We start from the raw sequence: 18,190 nt of genomic DNA on the forward strand, positions 1-18,190 counted from the left end.
GCGGCTCGCGGTGCGGTGAGCCGGTGGGTGAACGAGCCGGACGAGCGGGATGAACCCGCTGGGCGCGCCCGGCCCGACCACCTCGACCCACGCCCACCCGGGGGCCCGTGCCCACCGCGCAGAGCGCGTCCCACTGCGGAGCACGCGCCCGGCCCGGAAGCCGCGGTCAGGCCCGGCCGACGATCAGGCCCGACTGGTCGTCCAGCACCTCGACCTTCACCGTGTCGCCGTCGCGCACCTCGCCCGCCAGCAGCTCCTTCGCCAGCTGGTCGCCGATCGACGACTGCACCAGCCGCCGCAGCGGCCGCGCGCCGTACACCGGGTCGAAGCCGTTCAACGCCAGCCAGTCCCGCGCCGCCGGGGTGACCTCCAGGGTCAGCCGCCGCTGCGCGAGCCGCTTGCCGAGCCGCTGCACCTGGATGTCCACGATGGAGGTCAGCTCCTCCGTGGCCAGCGAGTGGAACACGACGACGTCGTCCAGCCGGTTGAGGAACTCCGGCTTGAAGTGCGCCCGCACCACGTTCATGACGGCGTCCGTGCGCTGCCGCTCGTCCAAAGTGGCGTCCGCGATGACGTGCGAGCCGAGGTTCGACGTCAGCACCAGGATGGTGTTGCGGAAGTCGACCGTGCGGCCCTGGCCGTCGGTGAGCCTGCCGTCGTCGAGCACCTGGAGCAGCACGTCGAACACGTCCGGGTGGGCCTTCTCCACCTCGTCCAGCAGCACGACCGAGTACGGGCGGCGGCGGACGGACTCGGTGAGCTGGCCGCCCTGGTCGTAGCCGACGTACCCGGGGGGCGCGCCGACCAGGCGGGCCACCGAGTGCTTCTCGGAGTACTCGCTCATGTCGATCCGGATCATCGCCCGCTCGTCGTCGAACAGGAACTCCGCCAGCGCCTTGGCCAGCTCGGTCTTGCCGACGCCGGTCGGGCCGAGGAACAGGAACGAGCCGGTCGGCCGGTCCGGGTCCGCCACGCCCGCGCGGGTGCGCCGGACCGCGTCCGACACCACCCGGACGGCCTCGGCCTGCCCGACCACGCGCTTGGCCAGCTCCTCCTCCATGCGCAGCAGCTTCGCCGTCTCGCCTTCCAGCAGCCGGCCGGCCGGGATGCCGGTCCACGCGGAGACCACGTCGGCCACGTCGTCCGGGCCGACCTCCTCCTTCAGCATCACGGCGGCGTCCTGCGTGGTGCGGGTCGCCTCCTCCAGCTCCTTCTCCAACGCCGGGATCCGCCCGTACCGCAGCTCGGCGGCCCGACCGAGGTCGCCGTCGCGCTCGGCCCGCTCGGACTCGCCGCGCAGCTGCTCCAGCTGCTCCTTCAGGTCGCGGACCTTCTCGATCGAGCCCTTCTCGTTCTGCCAGCGCGCGGTCAGCCCGGCCAGGTCTTCCCGCTGCTCGGCCAGCTCGGCGCGCAGCGCGGCGAGCCGTTCCACCGAGGCCGGGTCCGACTCCTTGGCCAGCGCCATCTCCTCGATCTCCAGCCGGCGCACGGCGCGTTCGACCTCGTCGATCTCGACCGGGCGCGAGTCGATCTCCATGCGCAGCCGGGACGCGGACTCGTCGACCAGGTCGATGGCCTTGTCGGGGAGGAAGCGGGCCGTGATGTACCGGTCGGAGAGGGTGGCGGCGGCGACCAGGGCGGCGTCGGTGATGCGCACGCCGTGGTGCACCTCGTAGCGGTCCTTGAGGCCGCGCAGGATGCCGATCGTGTCCTCGACCGAGGGCTCGCCGACGAAGACCTGCTGGAAGCGGCGCTCCAGGGCCGGGTCCTTCTCGACCCGCTCGCGGTACTCGTCCAGCGTGGTCGCGCCGACCATGCGCAGCTCGCCGCGGGCCAGCATCGGCTTGATCATGTTGCCCGCGTCCATGGCGGACTCGCCCGCCGCGCCCGCGCCGACGATCGTGTGCAGCTCGTCGATGAACGTGATGACCTGGCCCGCGGAGTCGGTGATCTCCTTGAGCACGGCCTTCAGCCGCTCCTCGAACTCGCCGCGGTACTTCGCGCCCGCGACCATCGCGCCGAGGTCGAGCGCGACGACCTTCTTGCCGCGCAGGCTCTCGGGCACGTCGCCGGCGACGATCCGCTGGGCCAGGCCCTCCACGATGGCGGTCTTGCCCACGCCGGGCTCGCCGATCAGGACGGGGTTGTTCTTCGTGCGGCGCGACAGCACCTGGACCACGCGGCGGATCTCGGTGTTGCGGCCGATGACGGGGTCGAGTTCGCCCTTGCGCGCGCGTTCGGTCAGGTCGACGCCGTACTTCTCCAGCGCCTGGTAGGTGCCCTCCGGGTCCGGGCTGGTGACCCGCGCGGAGCCGCGGACCTTGCCGAACGCCTCCTTGAGGGCTTCGGGGTTCGCGCCGTGCCGGCGGAGCAGGTCGGCGACCTGGCCGCCGTGCTGGGCGAGGCCGACCAGCAGGTGCTCGGTCGACACGTACTCGTCACCCATCTCGGTGGCGAGTTCCTGGGCCTTGCCGAGCACGCGGACCGCGTCCCGGGAGAACTGCGGGGCCGACACGGACGACCCGCTGGCCGCGGGCAGCGCCCTGGTCAGCTGCTCCAGCTCCTTGTGCACCTGCTTCGGGTCCGCGCCGACGGCGGAGAGCAGGGGGGCGGTCAGGCCGTCGCCCTGGGCCAGGAGCGCGCCGAGGAGGTGGACCGGGCCGACGTCGGGGTTGCCCGCGATGGTCGCCGCCTGCACGGCGGCGGACACGGCCTGTTGCGTCTTGGTGGTCGGGTTGAAAGCGTCCATTCCTCACCTCGGTCGGGTGTTCGTGCGCACGCTGCCGGCGTACCGCACCAGCCGTCACAGTGCACAACGTCAGAAAAGTTGAGCCTGTTCCGCTCAACCCGACGCCGGGGGTGTGGCGTGGACCACCCCGCGAAACTCGCGTGCGGCGTGACCGGCCGATCGCGACGATCTCCGCATGACCTCACTCGTGCGCCACATCACCATCGACTGCCGCGACGCCTACGAGCTGGCCCGCTTCTGGAGCGGCGTGACCGGCCGGCCCCTCTCCGACGAAGACGCCCCGGGCGACCCCGAAGTGCTGATCCCGCTCCCCGAGGGCCCGGGGCTGCTGTTCATCCAGGTGCCGGAGCCGAAGACGATCAAGAACCGGGTGCACCTCGACCTCCAGCCGGACACCACGCGTGACGCCGAGGTGGAGCGGCTGCTCGCGCTGGGCGCGTCGCTCGAGTCCGACATGCGCCGCCCGGACGGCACGGGCTGGGTCGTGCTGACCGACCCGGAGGGCAACGAGTTCTGCGTTGAACGCAGCGCAGCCGAGCGTTCCCGGTAGGACCCGGGTCGGTCACCCACATGTCGCAGCGGGTTGTCCACACGGGGTGTGGAGTTGTCCACAATCCGCAGGTGGGAATCCACAGGCGGCTGCGGTCCACCGCACGCGTGCGGTCCGGCAGCCGCCACTGGAGTGAATATGCCACCGGGGCGGATGCCGCCACCGCGGACGCCGGGCCGTCCCGTGTCATCCCGCCCACACCTCCCGGCTGGGTGTGCTCCCGGCGGTGGGCCGCAAGCGCCGATTTCGGTATACGTGGAAGGGAATGTCCACTCGTTCGCCGGAGCGGTGCGTGACGTTCCGTGTCCGCACTGCACTCGAAGGTGGCATCAAGGAGTCGACCGGCCAGTTGGCGGGTTAGTGTCCCCTCGTCGGGGATGGAAGCTTGACGAGGACGTAGCGCCCTTGATGGCGCCGCCAGAAACGTGGAGACTGCGCCCGGACCATGACTGCGAACGCCGTGTTGAGCCCCATCCCCAGCCCACCACACCGCGAACCCCCTCCCGGTGTCACCGCAATGGTGCGGATGATCCGGGAGAGCTTCGCGGTGGTGGAGCCGCGCGCCGAAGAGGTCGCCAAGTTCTTCTACGGCATGCTCTTCAGCCTCGCGCCGGCGACCCGGGAGATGTTCCCGGTGAACATGGAGGTCCAGCGCAGCCGCCTGCTGCGCGCGCTGGTCCACGTCGTGCAGATGGTGGACAGACCGGACGACCTCATCCCGTTCCTGCGGCAGCTCGGGCGCGACCACCGGAAGTTCGGGGTGGTGAACGCGCACTACGAGTCCGTCGGCACGGCGCTCCTGGCGGCCGTGAAGAAGTACGCCGGGCCCGCGTGGACGCCGAAGGTCGAGATGGCGTGGGCCGAGGCGTACACCATCATGGCCCGCGCGATGCAGGAGGCGGCGGCGGCCGACGACGGGCCGGCGTACTGGCACGCCACCGTGCTGGACCACCAGCGGGTGAGCTGGGACCTCGCCGTCGTGCGGCTCCAGCCGGATCACCCGGTGGGGTACCGGGCCGGGCAGTACCTGAGCGTCGAGACGCCGCAGCGCCCTCGGCTGTGGCGCTACTACTCGCCCGCGAACGCGCCGCGCGAGGACGGGATCATCGAGTTCCACATCCGCTCGGTCGAGGGCGGGTGGGTCAGCCGGTCGGTCGTCGGCCACACCCAGCGGGGTGACGTCTGGCGGCTGGGGCCGCCGATGGGGCGGCTCACGGTCGACCGGACGTCCGGGCGGGACGTGCTGATGGTCGCCGGCGGGACCGGGGTCGCGCCGATGCACGCGATCATCGACGAGATGGCGCAGTGGGGCGAGAACCCGCGCGTGCACCTGTTCATGGGCGGGCGGACCCGCGAGGACCTGTACGACCTGGACAACCTCCAGCGGTTCGCCATGACGAACCCGTGGCTGACCGTCGTGCCGGTGCTGGAGTCGGACCCGGGCGCGCGGGGCGTCGAACGCGGCACCCTGGCCGACGTGGTCACCCGCTACGGGGCGTGGGAGGACCGGGACGTGCTGGTGTGCGGCTCGCCGTCCATGATCCGGGCGACCGTGTCCCGGATGCTCGTCGCCGGCACCCCCCTGGACCGGATCAAGTACGACCCGTTCACGCTGGACTGACCCTCTTCACGAAACTCTTCACGTTCACCCCCGGGTGACGCGTCCCCACGGCGCGATCCCGCGCCCGGAGGCGCAGGTCAGGGCCGGGGTTCGGCGATGACCGCGATCCAGCGGCGCTCGGGCGGGCGGCGAGGGTTCGACGGGCGCGTATCGGCCGGCGTGTCGCGTGGCGTGGCGTGGCGTGATCAGGCGACGCGGTCCGGGCAGGCACAGTTCGAGCGGGCTCGGTCGGCGCGGTTCGGGCGGGCACAGTGCCGCGAGGACCGGCGCGGCGAGGTGCCGCACGAACGGCCCGGCCAGACCCGTCGGCAGTGGTGCAGTGCGCGAACGCGGGGTCCGCGGCGTCCGGTGTGGCGAGGGGGTCGGCGTCGCGGGGTTCCTCATGGCTAACCGAGGTGCGGTAACAGTGTTTCCGTACACTTCGGGCCGATGATCACCCCAAAGAGTGACGCCCCGGGCCGTGGGCGCGGGGCGTCGGGGTCAGCGCTTGGAGTTCGGTTTCCAGACGACCAGGGCGGTCTCGTGGCGAACCGGCACCAGGTCACGGCGGTACGAGGCGTGCACCGACGCGGCGGCGTGCTCGGCGGCGGCCATGGCGGAGGCCAGTTGCTCGGTCAGCTCCTGCACCTTGGCGCGCAGCGCGCCGACCTCGTTCTCCAGCTCGATGATCCGCTTGATCCCGGCCAGGTTCACGCCCTCCTCCTGCGAGAGGCGCTGCACCTCGCGCAGGAGCACGATGTCGCGCATCGAGTACCGCCGCCCGCCGCCGGACGTGCGACCGGGCGACACCAGACCGAGCCGGTCGTAGGCCCGCAGCGTCTGGGCGTGCAGGCCGGACAGCTGGGCGGCCACGGAGATGACGAAGAAAGGGGTGTCCTCGTCCGTGCCGGGCGGGAACGGGAAGCTCACACCGACCTCTTCTCCAACAGGGCGTTGAGCTCCGCGCGCGGGTCGTGCTTCGCCGTCACCGACGCGTAGTTCTCCAACGCCTCCCGGGCTGCGGCGTCCATGTTGTTCGGCACCGCCACGTTCAGCGTGATCAGCAGGTCGCCGACCTGGCCGTCACGCCGGGCGATGCCCTTGCCCTTGGCCCGCAGCACGCGGCCGCTCGCCGTGCCGGCGGGCACCTTCAGGGTCACCTTGCCCTCGAGCGTGGGCACGGTCAACGTCGTGCCCAGGGCCAGCTCGGGGAAGGTCACGGGGACGGTCACGGTCAGGTCGTTGCCCGACCGGCCGAAGATCGGGTGCGGGTTGACGTGCACGCGCACGAACAGGTCGCCCGCGGGCCCGTTGTTGCGGCCCGGCTCGCCCTGCCCGGCCAGCCTGATCCGCTGGCCGTCGTCCACACCGGCGGGGATGCGGATGGTGAGGGTCCTGGTCTTGGTGCTGACGCCGTCGCCGCCGCACTCCGGGCACGGGTCGTCCACGATCCGGCCGGTGCCGCGGCAGTCCGCGCACGGCTCGGAGAACGCGAACGCGCCCTGGCTGCGGGTCACCAGGCCGGCGCCGCCGCAGTTCGGGCAGGTGCGCGGCGACGTGCCGGGACGCGCGCCCGAGCCCGCGCACGTGCCGCAGGTCGCCGGGCTGGACAGCCGCATGGGCACGGTCGCGCCCTTGACGGCCTCGGTGAAGTCGATCCGGACGTCGGTCTCGACGTCCTCGCCGCGGCGCGGCCTGGTGGCCGACGCGGACGTGCCGGCCCGGCGGTTGAACAGGCCACCGAGCAGGTCGCCGAGCCCGCCCATGCCGCCCGCCTGCGCGCCCTGGCGGCCGAACAGGTCGCCGACGTCGAACCCGCCGCCCCCGCCGAAGCCGCCGGGGAACCCGCCGCCTCCCGCGAAGAGGCGGCGGGCCTCGTCGTACTGCTTGCGCTTGGCGGAGTCCGACAGGACGCCGTACGCCTCGGACACCGCCTTGAACCGCGCCTCGGCCTGGGCGTCACCGGGGTTGGCGTCGGGGTGCAGTTCCCGCGCCAACTTCCGGTACGCCTTCTTGATGTCGTCGGCCGAGGCGTCGGAGGAGACGCCCAGCTCGCGGTAGAAGTCCTTCTCGATCCAGTCGCGAGCGCTCAACGGACGCCGCCCCCTTCCTCAGTCCTGCTGCTCTTCGGCCGGCTTCTCGGTGGTGTCCTCGGCGGGCTGCTCGGCGGCCGGCTCGTGGTCGGTCACCGCGACCAGCGCGGGCCGCAGCACGCGCTCGCCGAACCGGTAGCCGCGGCGGAGCACGGCGGTGACGGTCGGCCCGCTGACGTCCGGCGAGGTGCTGTGCTGCACGGCCTCGTGGACGGACGGGTCGAACTCCTCGCCCTCGTGCCCGAACGGCTCGAGGCCGGTGCCGTGCAGGGCGTTGACCAGCTTGTCGGCCACCGCCTTGAACGCGCCGGTGAGGTCGCCGTGCGCGCCGGCCCGCTCCAGGTCGTCGAGCACGCCCAGCAGCTCGCCCGCGACCTGCGCCTTGGCCGTGGTGATCACCAGTTCCCGGTCGCGCTCGACGCGCTTGCGGTAGTTGGCGTACTCGGCGGTGAGGCGCTGCAGGTCGGCGGTCCGCTCGTCGAGCTGGGCCTTCAGCTCGACGGACGGGTCGACGACGTGGGCTTCCTCCGGCTCGTCGGGGGCGGCGTGCTTGCCGCCGCCCTCGCTCTCCGCACCGGCTTCCGGGCTCGCCGCGGTCTCCGCGGTCGGGTCGGCGTCGGCCTTGGCCTGCGCCTCCTCGTCGGCCGGGGGAGTCCGCACCTCGCCCGTCTCCGGGTCGATGCGCCTGCGGTCGCGCACCACCACGTGGGGCTGTTCCTCGGGCTGGGTCACTTCTTCTCGTCCTCGTCCACGATCTCCGCGTCCACCACGTCGTCGGCCTTGGGCGCGTCGCCGGCGGTCGTGCCGCCGGTGGCGCCCGCGGCGTCGCCCGCGGGTGCGGTGTTGGCGTACAGGGACTGGCCGATGGCCTGGGACTCCGTGGCGAGCTTCTCCACGGCGGCGCGGACCTTGGCGATGTCCTCGCCCTTGAGCGCCTCGGTGGTCTCGGCGATGGCCGCGGTGACCTTCTCCTTGACGTCGGCCGGGATCTTGTCCTCGTTCTCCTTGAGGACCTTCTCCGTCTGGTAGACCAGCGTCTCGGCCTGGTTGCGGACCTCGGCCTCGTCGCGGCGGCGCTTGTCCTCCTCGGCGTGCGCCTCGGCGTCCTTGATCATGCGCTCGATGTCGTCCTTCGGCAGCGCGGAGCCGCCGGTGATCGTCATCCGCTGCTCCTTGCCCGTGCCCATGTCCTTCGCGGACACGTGCACGATGCCGTTCGCGTCGATGTCGAAGGTGACCTCGATCTGCGGGACGCCGCGCGGCGCGGGCGGCAGGCCGGTCAGCTCGAACATGCCGAGCTTCTTGTTGTCCCGGGCGAACTCGCGCTCGCCCTGGAAGACCTGGATCTGCACGGACGGCTGGTTGTCGTCGGCGGTGGTGAAGATCTCCGAGCGCTTGGTCGGGATCGTCGTGTTGCGCTCGATGAGCTTGGTCATCACGCCGCCCTTGGTCTCGATGCCCAGGGACAGCGGGGTGACGTCGAGCAGCAGGACGTCCTTGACCTCGCCCTTCAGCACGCCGGCCTGCAGGGCGGCGCCGACCGCGACGACCTCGTCCGGGTTCACGCCCTTGTTCGGCTCGCGGCCGCCGGTCAGCTCCTTGACCAGCTCGGCCACCGCGGGCATGCGGGTGGAACCGCCGACGAGCACCACGTGGTCGATGTCGCCGACGCTGATGCCGGCGTCCTTGATCACGTTGTTGAACGGGGCGCGGGTGCGCTCCAGCAGGTCGTTGGTGATGCGCTGGAACTCGGCGCGGGACAGCGTCTCGTCCATGAACAGCGGGTTCTTGTCCGCGTCCACGGTGATGTAGGGCAGGTTGATGGAGGCGGTGTTCGAGCTGGACAGCTCGATCTTGGCCTTCTCCGCCGCCTCGCGGATGCGCTGCAACGCCATCTTGTCCTTGGTCAGGTCGATGCCGTTGCTCTGCTTGAACCGCTCGACCAGCCAGTCCACGATCCGCTGGTCCCAGTCGTCGCCGCCGAGGTGGTTGTCGCCGGAGGTCGCCTTGACCTCGACCACGCCCTCGGCCAGCTCCAGCAGCGAGACGTCGAACGTGCCGCCACCGAGGTCGAAGACCAGGATGGTCTGCTCCTTGTCGCCCTTGTCGAGGCCGTAGGCCAGGGCGGCGGAGGTGGGCTCGTTGACGATGCGCAGCACGTTGAGGCCCGCGATCTGGCCGGCCTCCTTGGTGGCCTGGCGCTGGGCGTCCTCGAAGTAGGCGGGCACGGTGATGACCGCGTCCGTGATCTCCTCGCCCAGGTACGCCTCGGCGTCGCGCTTGAGCTTCATGAGCACGCGCGCGCTGATCTCCTGCGGCGTGTACTGCTTGCCGTCGATGTCCGGCGTCTTCCAGTCCGTGCCGATGTGGCGCTTGACGGACCGGATCGTCCGGTCGACGTTGGTCACCGCCTGGTTCTTGGCGGGCTGACCGGTGAGGACCTCGCCGTTCTTGGCGAAGGCCACGATGGACGGGGTGGTGCGCGACCCCTCGGAGTTGGCGATCACCGTCGGCTCGCCACCCTCGAGAACCGCGACGACGGAGTTGGTCGTCCCCAGGTCGATGCCGACCGCTCGCGCCATTGGATTCCTCCTGGTAGTGCGTCTGTGAGAGCCCCGCGTTGAGCGGTACCGGCTCAAGTTTAGCCGGGAGCGGCGGACTTGAGCCCGCCCGGCTCAACCTTCCTGCCTGTCCAACGGCGGGAGGCCGTCCGGTGTTCCCGCCGGGTGGTGATCCAGGACACTCGAAGGCCCCGGCCGGGCGACGCGGAGGCGTCGCCGACCGGGGCCGACGGGGTGGGCGCCTAGGCGGCGGCGCGGACCGTGACGTCGCCGCTGCCGGAGCGCAGGTACAGCTCGGCCGCGCCGTTCGGGTCGTCGGCGACGGAGACGGCCGTCTCCCCGCTGCCGGTGGCCGCGTCGACGCGGTAGGAGCCCGGCGGCACGACGACGGTCAGGTTGCCGCTGCCCGCGTCGGCGCGCACGGACTTCACCGCGTCGGTGGCGAGGTCCACGTCGCCGGAGCTGCTCTCGACGGTGACCGCGCCGCGCATCCCGGACAGCCTGGTGTTGCCGGAGCCGACCCGGCCGGTGAAGTCGCCGCCCACGGCCACGACGTCCAGGTCGCCCGAGCTGTTGTCGACGCGCACCGAACCCGCCACGTCGCGGAACGTCGCGTTGCCGGAGCCGACGTGCAGGTCCACGCTCGCCACGCGCTCCAGGTGGACGTCGCCGGAGGAGTTCTCGCCGGTGATCCGGACGTCCGCGGAGGGCAGGGTGACGTCGTAGTCCACCGAGCACCGGCTGCCGCAGCCGTCCAGGACGAGGGTGGTGCCCTCCAGGCGGTACGAGACGCCCTCGGGCTTGTCCCGGCCCTTCGGGTACTCGACGCGCCGGCGGATGTCGGTCCCCGCCCCGCTGTCGCCGCCGCGCACGGTCACGTTGCCGGAGCCGTTCTGGACCCGGACCTCGGTCACCCGGTCGGACAGCGAGTGCCGGTCGTCGAAGCCGTTCTGCACGAGCCGCACGCACGACGTCAGCACGAGCACCGCGGCCACCGCCACCCCCGCACCCACCGCGATCCGCTTAACCACCGCTGCCCCCTCAGGCGTCGTGTTGTCGACCCCCAAGCTAGGCGCGGCGACCCGGCCGGCCCACCGGGGAGACCCCCGACCCGGTACGGGGGTTGGCCCTACCCCCGGCGGTCAGGCCAGCGACTCCACCACGGCCCGCAGCGCGGGCGCGGACCGGGCCGGGTCGACCAGGAAGCGCTGCGAGGCGATCACGTGCGTCTCGGTCATCCGCTCCCACACCATGCCCTGCACCGGCACCTCGGTGATCACCAGCCGGAACGGCCGCGCGTACCGGCCGAGCCTGCCCTCGACGCCGCGCACCACCTCGCCGATCGGCAACGCGCCCCGGGACGTCACGTACCGGTGGTCGTACTCGGCCGCCGCCTCGCCCAGCGCCAGCACGGCCGCCCGCAACGCGGGTCTGATCTGCAACGACGGGCCGGCCGGGTCGTCCGGCGCGCTGCCGGGCAGCTCGGCCCGGGCGTGGTCGAGCACGTCGGCCCACCAGCCGAGCCACTCCTCGGCCGCGCCCGCGCGGTCGATCCCCGGCGGGACCACGACCGGCACGGACGGGTCGAGCCCGGGCAGCTCGGGCACGGTCTCGACCGAGAGCGCGAGCGTGTCCCGGACGAACAGCGCGGTGTTGACCGTCTGACTCGTCCCGTGTGACACCTGCCACGACTCACGACCGGCGAACCTCATGCCACCAGTGTCCCGCGCGAAGGTCATCCGCCAAGCATCAGAAGGGACACGACGGGCTCCAATTCCTCCGCCATTGGGGGGAAATCCGCGATCAACGCCTGGATCAGCAGCCCGTCGAGCCCCGCGAGGACCGCGCGCAGCGCCACCGGGTCGCGCGGGCCGGCGACCCCGGTCATGAGCGAGATCCACCGGCGGGCCGCCGGGCGCAGCTCCGGGCGGCGCGCCGCCAGCAGGTACAGCTCGTACTCCGCGAGGGTCCGGTCGCGGTGCGGGCCGGCGGCCTCCGCGACGAACCGCGCCACCGCCGGGGGCGTCAGGGGCACCTCGCGGAAGCTCGCCGCCATCTGCTCGGCCGACCACGTGAGCGTGGCGATCAGCAGGTCGTCCAGCGTCGCGTAGTAGTAGGTGGTGGACGTCGTGGGCACGCCCGCCTCCCGGGCCACGGACCGGTGGCTCACGCCGGCCACGCCGTCGCGCGCCACGACCCGCAGCGTCGCCTCCAGGATCGCCCGCCGGCGCCGGTCGCCGCGGGCCCGGCGGCCGTCAGGCGGCGGCACCGCTGCCGACCTCGATGGCCACCACGCCCGCGATCACGAGCAGCAGCCCGACCACCATCGTGGCGTTCAGCGGCTCCTTGAACAGGACCACCCCGATGCCCGCGACCGCCGCGATCCCGAAGGCGCACCAGATCGCGTAGGCCACGCCGATCGGCATGCCGAGCTGGAGCACCTTCGCCAGCGCGCCGAACGCGACCACGTACCCCACGACGACCACCGCGGACGGGATCGGCCTGCTGAACCCCTCGGAGAGCTTGAGGAACACGGTCGCGGTGACCTCGCCCACGATCGCCACGGCCAGCGCGAGGTACACGAGCACGGTCCGACCTCCGACAAGTTGAACGGGTGTTCCACTAGTCTACGGGCCCTATGCGATCGACCACGTCCAAGTGGTTACCGGCCAGTAATCGGGCGTAGGCTGCCCAGCCAGGAGAACGGACGAGAAAGGCCGCCACCACAATGGGAGCCCTCCAGCTCACCCTCGGCGCCATCGGCGTCGCCGTCAGCGTGTTCGCCTGGGGTCTGTTCGTCGCGGGTGTCCTGCGGATGATCAGGATCATCCGGCTCGGCCAGCCGGACCCGACGCGCACGGGACCGTTCTGGCCCCGCCTGCGCACGCTGGTCGTGGAGTTCGTCGCGCACACCCGCATGGCCAAGTTCCGCAAGGTCGCGCCCTGGCACTGGATGGTGATGTGGGGCTTCCTCATCGGCTCCGCGGTGCTGTTCGAGGCCTACGGCGAGGTGTTCGACCCCGGCTTCCACTGGCCGGTGATCGGCACCTGGTCGCTGTGGTCGCTGCTGGTCGAGCTGCTCGGCATCGGCACCGTGGCCGGCGGCGTGGCCCTGGCCGTCATCCGCCAGCTCAACCACCCGCGCCGCGCCGACCGCGTGTCGCGGTTCGCGGGCTCCGACTTCAAGGCCGCGTACTTCGTCGAGGCGGTCGTGATCATCGAGGGCCTCGGCATCCTCGGCGTGAAGGCGTTCAAGCAGGCGTCCGGCCTGGAGGACCCGCCGCTGTGGTCGTCGTTCGTCACCGCGCCGCTGTCCGACATCCTGCCCGCGAGCCCCGACTGGGTCTCGATCATGGCGATCACCAAGCTGCTGTCCGGCATGGTGTGGCTGATCGTGGTGTCGAAGAACCTCACCATGGGCGTCGCCTGGCACCGGTTCAGCGCGTTCTTCAACATCTACTTCAAGCGCGAGGACGACGGCGGCGTCGCGCTCGGCGCGTTGAAGCCGATGATGAGCGGCGGCAAGGTCCTCGACCTGGAGGAGGCCGACCCGGACAAGGACGTGTTCGGCGTCGGCAAGGTCGAGGACTTCACCTGGAAGGGGTGGCTGGACTTCAGCACCTGCACCGAGTGCGGCCGCTGCCAGTCCCAGTGCCCGGCGTGGAACACCGGCAAGCCGCTGTCGCCGAAGCTCGTCATCACCCAGCTCCGCGACCACGCGTTCGCCAAGGCCCCGTACCTGCTGGCGGGCGGCTCGCGCGACATGGCGGGCGACGAGGTCGGCCTGACCAAGGACAAGTACGAGGACTACAAGAAGCGGCTGGAGTCCATCGACGTGCTGGCGCTGGCCGAGTCCGAGCGCCCGCTGGTCGGCGGCGCGGACGAGCTGGGCGTGATCGACCCCGAGGTGCTGTGGTCCTGCACCACCTGCGGCGCGTGCGTCGAGCAGTGCCCGGTGGACATCGAGCACGTCGACCACATCGTCGACATGCGCCGCTACCAGGTGCTGATCGAGTCGAACTTCCCGTCCGAGCTGGGCGGCATGTTCAAGAACCTGGAGAACAAGGGCAACCCCTGGGGCCAGAACGCCAAGGACCGCCTGAGCTGGACCGAGGGCCTGGACTTCGAGGTGCCGGTGTTCGACGGCGAGCTGGGCGACGCCGAGTACCTGTTCTGGGTCGGCTGCGCGGGCGCGTTCGAGGACCGGGCGAAGAAGACCACGCGGGCGGTGGCCGAGCTGCTGCACACCGCGGGCGTCAAGTACACCGTGCTCGGCCCGGAGGAGAGCTGCACCGGCGACCCGGCGCGGCGCGCGGGCAACGAGTTCCTGTTCCAGATGCTCGCGCAGCAGAACGTCGAGGTGCTCAACACCGTGTTCGACGGCCGCGAGCCCGGTCAGCGCAAGATCGTCGTGACGTGCGCGCACTGCTTCAACACCCTGGCCAACGAGTACCCGCAGGTCGGCGGCCAGTTCGAGGTCGTGCACCACACCCAGCTGCTCAACCGGCTGGTGCGCGAGCGGCGGCTGGTGCCGGTGGCCGAGGTCGCGGAGGACGTCACCTACCACGACCCGTGCTACCTGGGCCGGCACAACAAGGTCTACGAGGCGCCGCGCGAGCTGGTCGGCGCGTCGGGCGCGACGCTGCGCGAGATGCCGCGCCACGAGGAGCGCTCCATGTGCTGCGGCGCCGGCGGCGCGCGCATGTGGATGGAGGAGCGGATCGGCAAGCGGATCAACCTGGACCGGGTGGACGAGGCGCTGGGCACCGCGCCGTCCAAGATCGCGACGGGCTGCCCGTTCTGCCGGGTGATGTTGACCGACGGCGTGACGGCCAGGCAGAACGAGGGCACGGCGGGCTCGCACGTCGAGGTCGTGGACGTGGCGCAGATGCTGCTGACGTCCGTGCGCCGGGGCCTGGAACGCGAGCGCCAGGACGTGCCGACGGACGAGTCGCCCACCGGCACCCCGCTGCCGGACGAGGACAAGGCGTCGTCCAACTAGCCGCTCGTGAACGACGAACGCCCCCGGTCGATGGCGCGGACCGGGGGCGTTCGTCGTGTCAGTCGCGGTCGGTGATGCGGTCGTAGGCGATGTTCAGCAGCCAGCTCGTGAGGGCGACGATGATCGCGCCCCAGAACGCCGGCCAGAAGCCCGTGACGTCGAAGGGCAGGCCCAGCTCGGACGCCAGCCAGCCGGTGAGCCAGAACAGCAGCGCGTTCACCACCAGGCCGATCAGGCCGAGCGTGACCAGGTAGAACAGGCAGCCGAAGAACTTCACCAGCGGCTTGACCACCGCGTTGACCAGGCCGAAGAGCAGCGCGACGCCGATCAGCGTGCCGATCTTCGCGGGCGTCGACGCGCCCTCCTCCAGGTCGATGCCCGGGATGAGCGTGGCGACCCAGACCGCCACCGCCGTCAGCAGAACGTGCACCAGAATGCCCATTGCCGCAGGCTAGCGGTGGCGGTCGGCCGAACGGGTCAGGCGCGACGACGCCCGCGTGCCGCCGAGCAGGTCAACGCGCCGCCGCCGAGCAGCGGCACGACCGCCCCGCCCGGCGGCGAGCCGACCGTCAGGCCCGGACGCGACGCTTGCGCGCGACCAGGAACGCGAGCGCGCCCACGAGCACCAACAGGCCGCCGGCCGCCAGGAACGACCCCGGCGACGCACCGGTCTGCGCCAGCCCGCTGCCGCCACCGACCGGTCCCGCGGCGGCGGTCGTGGTGGTGGACGTGTCGGTGGACGTCGGCTCCGTGGACGTCGACCCGGTGGTGGACGTGGTGGTCGAGGTCGGCGTGGTGGTCGTCGTCTCCGCGGGCAGGTACTTCAACGGCACGATCGCGTGGTTGTCCCGCGAGTTGACGTCACGCCGGTTGAACAGCGACACCGGCCGGGCGAACAGGTGGAACTCCTCGAACTCCGGGTTGTCCAGCCGGTAGGTCAGGCTCAGCTCGACCGTCTCGCCCACCGCCATCGGCTCGTGCAGGGCGAAGTCCTGGCCGGGGTGGCGCACCACGACGTTGTCGCTCGCCGAGACGAACGTCGGGGTCGAGCCGAACATCACGAAGGACGGGCTGTCCGCGGCCTCGCCCCGGTTGGTGACCGACACGGTGAGCGTGACCTCGTCGCCGAGCGCGTAGGCGTCCTCGGCGGGCTCCACCACGGGCGTGCCGACGACGAAGTCGGCGTTCGGGCGCACGTACCGGGCGTCCACCCGCAGCGGCTCCGACGAGAACACGTTCAGCGCCTTCTCGCGGGTGTCCTGCGGCAGGTCGTGCCCGCCGGGCAGCGGCGGGGCGAGGATGAGGTCGGGCTCGCGGTCCGCCGCCCTCAGCACGTAGTCGCCGAACGCCAGGTCCTGGTAGAGGAACTCGCCGTTCGGGCCGCGGGTCTCGCCGAAGATCACCACGCCGGGCCCGTTCAGGCCGCCGCTGTGGAAGAACAGGGTGCGCGACCCCTCACCCGGGACGTCCGCCTCGCCCGCCTGCTTCACGCCGTCGCGGTCGTCGTCGACGAAGCTGAAACCGCCGATCGTGCCGCCGCGGATGCCGAAGTCGAACGTGCCCCCGCCGCTGACCGGGTTGAACGTCGACTTGGTGGTCGACTCGAAGCGCGCGGTGCTGCCGCTGTAGAGGGCCAGCGGGACGTCCGGCACCTCGGCGCGGTAGCGGCCGTTGTCGTCGGTGTCGTACTCGCCGATGAACTCCTTGGTCGTGGCGTTGAAGACGCGCACGGCCGTGCCGCGGACCTTCGGCGGCTCCCCCGCGTCGACCACGCCGTCGGCGTCGCGGTCGAACCACACCAGGCCCTGCACCGTCACGGTGCCCTCCTGCGCGCCCGCGAACGGGGCCGCCAACGCGGCTGTCGCCACCGCCGCGACCATGGCCGCGACGCGACCGATCGGATTCGCCACCCGAGTTCCCCCCACGAAATGAAATGTGACACTTCGTCGTCGCAGGCATGATCATGATCGTTTCGTGAGGCCGGTCACATCGCGCGGATCTTGCCGGACGGGCCTAACGTCGGGGCATGGCACCAGAGCAGTCGAAGGGTGGCGAGAGCACGCTCACCGTCCTGCTCGCCCTGGCGGTGAACTTCGCCATCGCGGTGATGAAGGCGATCGCCGGGGTGATCACCGGGTCGGCGGCGATGATGGCGGAGGCGGCGCACTCGGTCGCCGACACGTTCACCGAAGGTTTGCTGCTGACGGCGTTGCGCCGGTCGACCAGGCCCGCGGATCGCAGGCACCCGTTCGGGTACGGCAAGGACCGGTACTTCTGGTCGCTGCTCGCCGCCGTGTCGATCTTCGTGTCGGGCGCGGTGTTCGCGTTCTACGAGGGGTTCCGGACCGTCCTCGGCGAACCGGTGGAGCAGGGCAACCCCGTCGTCGGGTACGTCGTGCTGGCCATCGCGTTCCTGCTGGAGTCCGTGTCGTGGACGCAGGCCGTGCGGCAGGTGCGGCGCGAGTCGCGGGCCGAGGGGCGGTCGGTGCTCGCGTTCCTGCGGGTGTCGGACGACCCGACGGTGAAGACGGTGTTCCTGGAGGACTCGGCCGCGCTGGTCGGGCTGCTGCTCGCGTTCGGCGGGCTCGGGCTGCACCACGTGACCGGGTCGTCGGTGTGGGACGGCGTGGCGTCGTTGGCGATCGGCGTGCTGCTCGCGTTCGCCGCGTACACGTTGGCGTCGACCAACCGGGGGCTGCTGATCGGCCGGCAGGCCGACCCGCTGCTGGTGCGCGCGGTGTGGCAGGCCCTGCGCGACGCGCCGGAGGTCGAGCAGGTGGTGGACCTGCTGACGATGGCGGTCGGCACGGACCGGGTGCTGGTGTGCGCGCGGCTCGACTTCGACGACGCGCTCGGCGCGGCCGACCTGGAGCGGACGTGCGTGCGGATCGACGCCGAACTGCGCGCCGCGCACCCCGAGGTGGACGAGGTGTTCCTGGAGCCCGTGCCGCGGACCGACCCGGAGCTGCGGTCGCGGGTGCTGGCCCGGTACGGGGACCTGAAGCTCTAGCGCTTCGTGTCGGTGCGGTGGAAGTTGAGGTACGCGCGGGACGGCGTCGGACCGCGTTGGCCCTGGTAGCGCGACCCCGCCTGGGCCGACCCGTACGGGAACTCGGCCGCGCTGCTGAGCCGGAACAGGCAGAGCTGGCCGATCTTCATGCCCGGCCAGAGGGTGATCGGCAGGTTCGCGACGTTCGACAGCTCCAGCGTGATGTGGCCGGAGAAGCCGGGGTCGATGAACCCCGCCGTCGAGTGCGTGAGCAGGCCGAGGCGACCGAGCGACGACTTGCCCTCCAGCCGCCCCGCCAGGTCGTCGGGCAGGGTGACCAGCTCGAACGTCGAGCCGAGCACGAACTCGCCGGGGTGCAGCACGAACGGCTCGTCGTCGACCGGCTCGACCACCGAGGTGAGGTCGTCCTGCTGCACCGAGGGGTCGATGTGCGTGTACCGGGTGTTGTTGAACACCCGGAAGAAGCGGTCGAGGCGGACGTCGATGCTGGACGGCTGCACCATGACGTCGTCGAACGGCTCCAGCACCAGCCGGCCGGCGTCGACCTCTTTGCGCAGATCGCGGTCACTCAGCAGCACGGGCACAGCGTAGGCGACCACCCCGGCACGCCGACCTCTGGCCACGC

Annotated in this window: 16 protein-coding genes; 4 read left to right on the forward strand and 12 right to left on the reverse strand. The window is 71.6% G+C overall.

Features of this window, described 5'->3' with window-relative positions; genetic code table 11:
- Positions 1–166 precede the first annotated feature (166 nt).
- Entirely contained in the window at positions 167–2,749 is a 2,583-nt protein-coding gene (gene clpB, locus ACWEFJ_RS02115) for an ATP-dependent chaperone ClpB (protein ID WP_378083973.1), read from the reverse strand.
- A gap of 175 nt (positions 2,750–2,924) precedes the next feature.
- Here clpB and ACWEFJ_RS02120 point away from each other — a divergent pair, with 175 nt between their 5' ends.
- Positions 2,925–3,299, forward strand: coding sequence for a VOC family protein (locus ACWEFJ_RS02120; protein WP_378083970.1), 375 nt, complete (start codon positions 2,925–2,927; stop codon positions 3,297–3,299).
- A gap of 517 nt (positions 3,300–3,816) precedes the next feature.
- The gene (locus ACWEFJ_RS02125; RefSeq protein ID WP_378083967.1) at positions 3,817–4,920 is read left to right on the forward strand and encodes an FAD-binding oxidoreductase; all 1,104 of its coding nucleotides are present in this window, start codon (positions 3,817–3,819) and stop codon (positions 4,918–4,920) included.
- A 480-nt stretch (positions 4,921–5,400) separates the two neighbouring features.
- Here ACWEFJ_RS02125 and ACWEFJ_RS02130 read toward each other — a convergent pair whose 3' ends face one another.
- The 8 genes from ACWEFJ_RS02130 to ACWEFJ_RS02165 form a co-directional block, all read right to left on the reverse strand.
- Positions 5,401–5,829, reverse strand: a complete 429-nt coding sequence (locus tag ACWEFJ_RS02130; RefSeq protein WP_073886222.1) for a heat shock protein transcriptional repressor HspR — start codon at positions 5,827–5,829, stop codon at positions 5,401–5,403.
- Complete coding sequence (dnaJ, locus tag ACWEFJ_RS02135) at positions 5,826–6,992, reverse strand: molecular chaperone DnaJ (protein WP_378083966.1); 1,167 nt, start codon at positions 6,990–6,992, stop codon at positions 5,826–5,828. The genes ACWEFJ_RS02130 and dnaJ overlap by 4 nt, the downstream gene beginning before the upstream one ends.
- 18 nt (positions 6,993–7,010) lie before the next feature.
- Complete coding sequence (gene grpE, locus ACWEFJ_RS02140) at positions 7,011–7,724, reverse strand: nucleotide exchange factor GrpE (RefSeq protein WP_449712622.1); 714 nt, start codon at positions 7,722–7,724, stop codon at positions 7,011–7,013.
- On the reverse strand, positions 7,721–9,574 hold the full coding sequence (dnaK, locus tag ACWEFJ_RS02145; protein ID WP_378083961.1) for a molecular chaperone DnaK: 1,854 nt from the start codon (positions 9,572–9,574) through the stop codon (positions 7,721–7,723). The genes grpE and dnaK overlap by 4 nt, the downstream gene beginning before the upstream one ends.
- A 221-nt stretch (positions 9,575–9,795) precedes the next feature.
- Positions 9,796–10,584 (reverse strand): DUF4097 family beta strand repeat-containing protein, encoded by a 789-nt coding sequence (locus ACWEFJ_RS02150; RefSeq protein ID WP_378083959.1) that lies wholly within the window; start codon positions 10,582–10,584, stop codon positions 9,796–9,798.
- Positions 10,585–10,695: 111 nt separating this feature from the next.
- A complete protein-coding gene (locus tag ACWEFJ_RS02155; protein ID WP_378083958.1) occupies positions 10,696–11,265 on the reverse strand; it encodes a hypothetical protein in 570 nt (189 codons plus the stop codon).
- Positions 11,266–11,288: 23 nt separating this feature from the next.
- On the reverse strand, positions 11,289–11,822 hold the full coding sequence (locus ACWEFJ_RS02160; protein WP_449712623.1) for a TetR/AcrR family transcriptional regulator: 534 nt from the start codon (positions 11,820–11,822) through the stop codon (positions 11,289–11,291).
- Entirely contained in the window at positions 11,809–12,141 is a 333-nt protein-coding gene (locus ACWEFJ_RS02165; protein WP_378083953.1) for a DMT family transporter, read from the reverse strand. The genes ACWEFJ_RS02160 and ACWEFJ_RS02165 overlap by 14 nt, the downstream gene beginning before the upstream one ends.
- A gap of 140 nt (positions 12,142–12,281) precedes the next feature.
- Between ACWEFJ_RS02165 and ACWEFJ_RS02170 the strand changes: the two genes are divergently transcribed.
- On the forward strand, positions 12,282–14,555 hold the full coding sequence (locus ACWEFJ_RS02170; RefSeq protein WP_449712624.1) for a (Fe-S)-binding protein: 2,274 nt from the start codon (positions 12,282–12,284) through the stop codon (positions 14,553–14,555).
- Between the two features lie 58 nt (positions 14,556–14,613).
- Here the strand turns inward: ACWEFJ_RS02170 and ACWEFJ_RS02175 are convergent, their stop codons facing one another.
- Positions 14,614–14,997: a phage holin family protein gene (locus ACWEFJ_RS02175; RefSeq protein ID WP_378083949.1), complete on the reverse strand. Its 384-nt coding sequence runs from the start codon at positions 14,995–14,997 to the stop codon at positions 14,614–14,616.
- Between the two features lie 127 nt (positions 14,998–15,124).
- Positions 15,125–16,465, reverse strand: a complete 1,341-nt coding sequence (locus ACWEFJ_RS02180) for an LPXTG cell wall anchor domain-containing protein (protein ID WP_449712625.1) — start codon at positions 16,463–16,465, stop codon at positions 15,125–15,127.
- Positions 16,466–16,581: 116 nt separating this feature from the next.
- Here ACWEFJ_RS02180 and ACWEFJ_RS02185 point away from each other — a divergent pair, with 116 nt between their 5' ends.
- Complete coding sequence (locus tag ACWEFJ_RS02185; protein WP_378083945.1) at positions 16,582–17,565, forward strand: cation diffusion facilitator family transporter; 984 nt, start codon at positions 16,582–16,584, stop codon at positions 17,563–17,565.
- On the opposite strand, the gene dcd is transcribed toward ACWEFJ_RS02185, so the two are convergent.
- Positions 17,562–18,143, reverse strand: a complete 582-nt coding sequence (gene dcd / locus ACWEFJ_RS02190) for a dCTP deaminase (RefSeq protein WP_449712626.1) — start codon at positions 18,141–18,143, stop codon at positions 17,562–17,564. The two genes, ACWEFJ_RS02185 and dcd, sit on opposite strands and share 4 nt — an antisense overlap.
- Between the last annotated feature and the right edge of the window lie 47 nt (positions 18,144–18,190).

Source organism: Actinosynnema sp. NPDC004786, assembly GCF_053601135.1.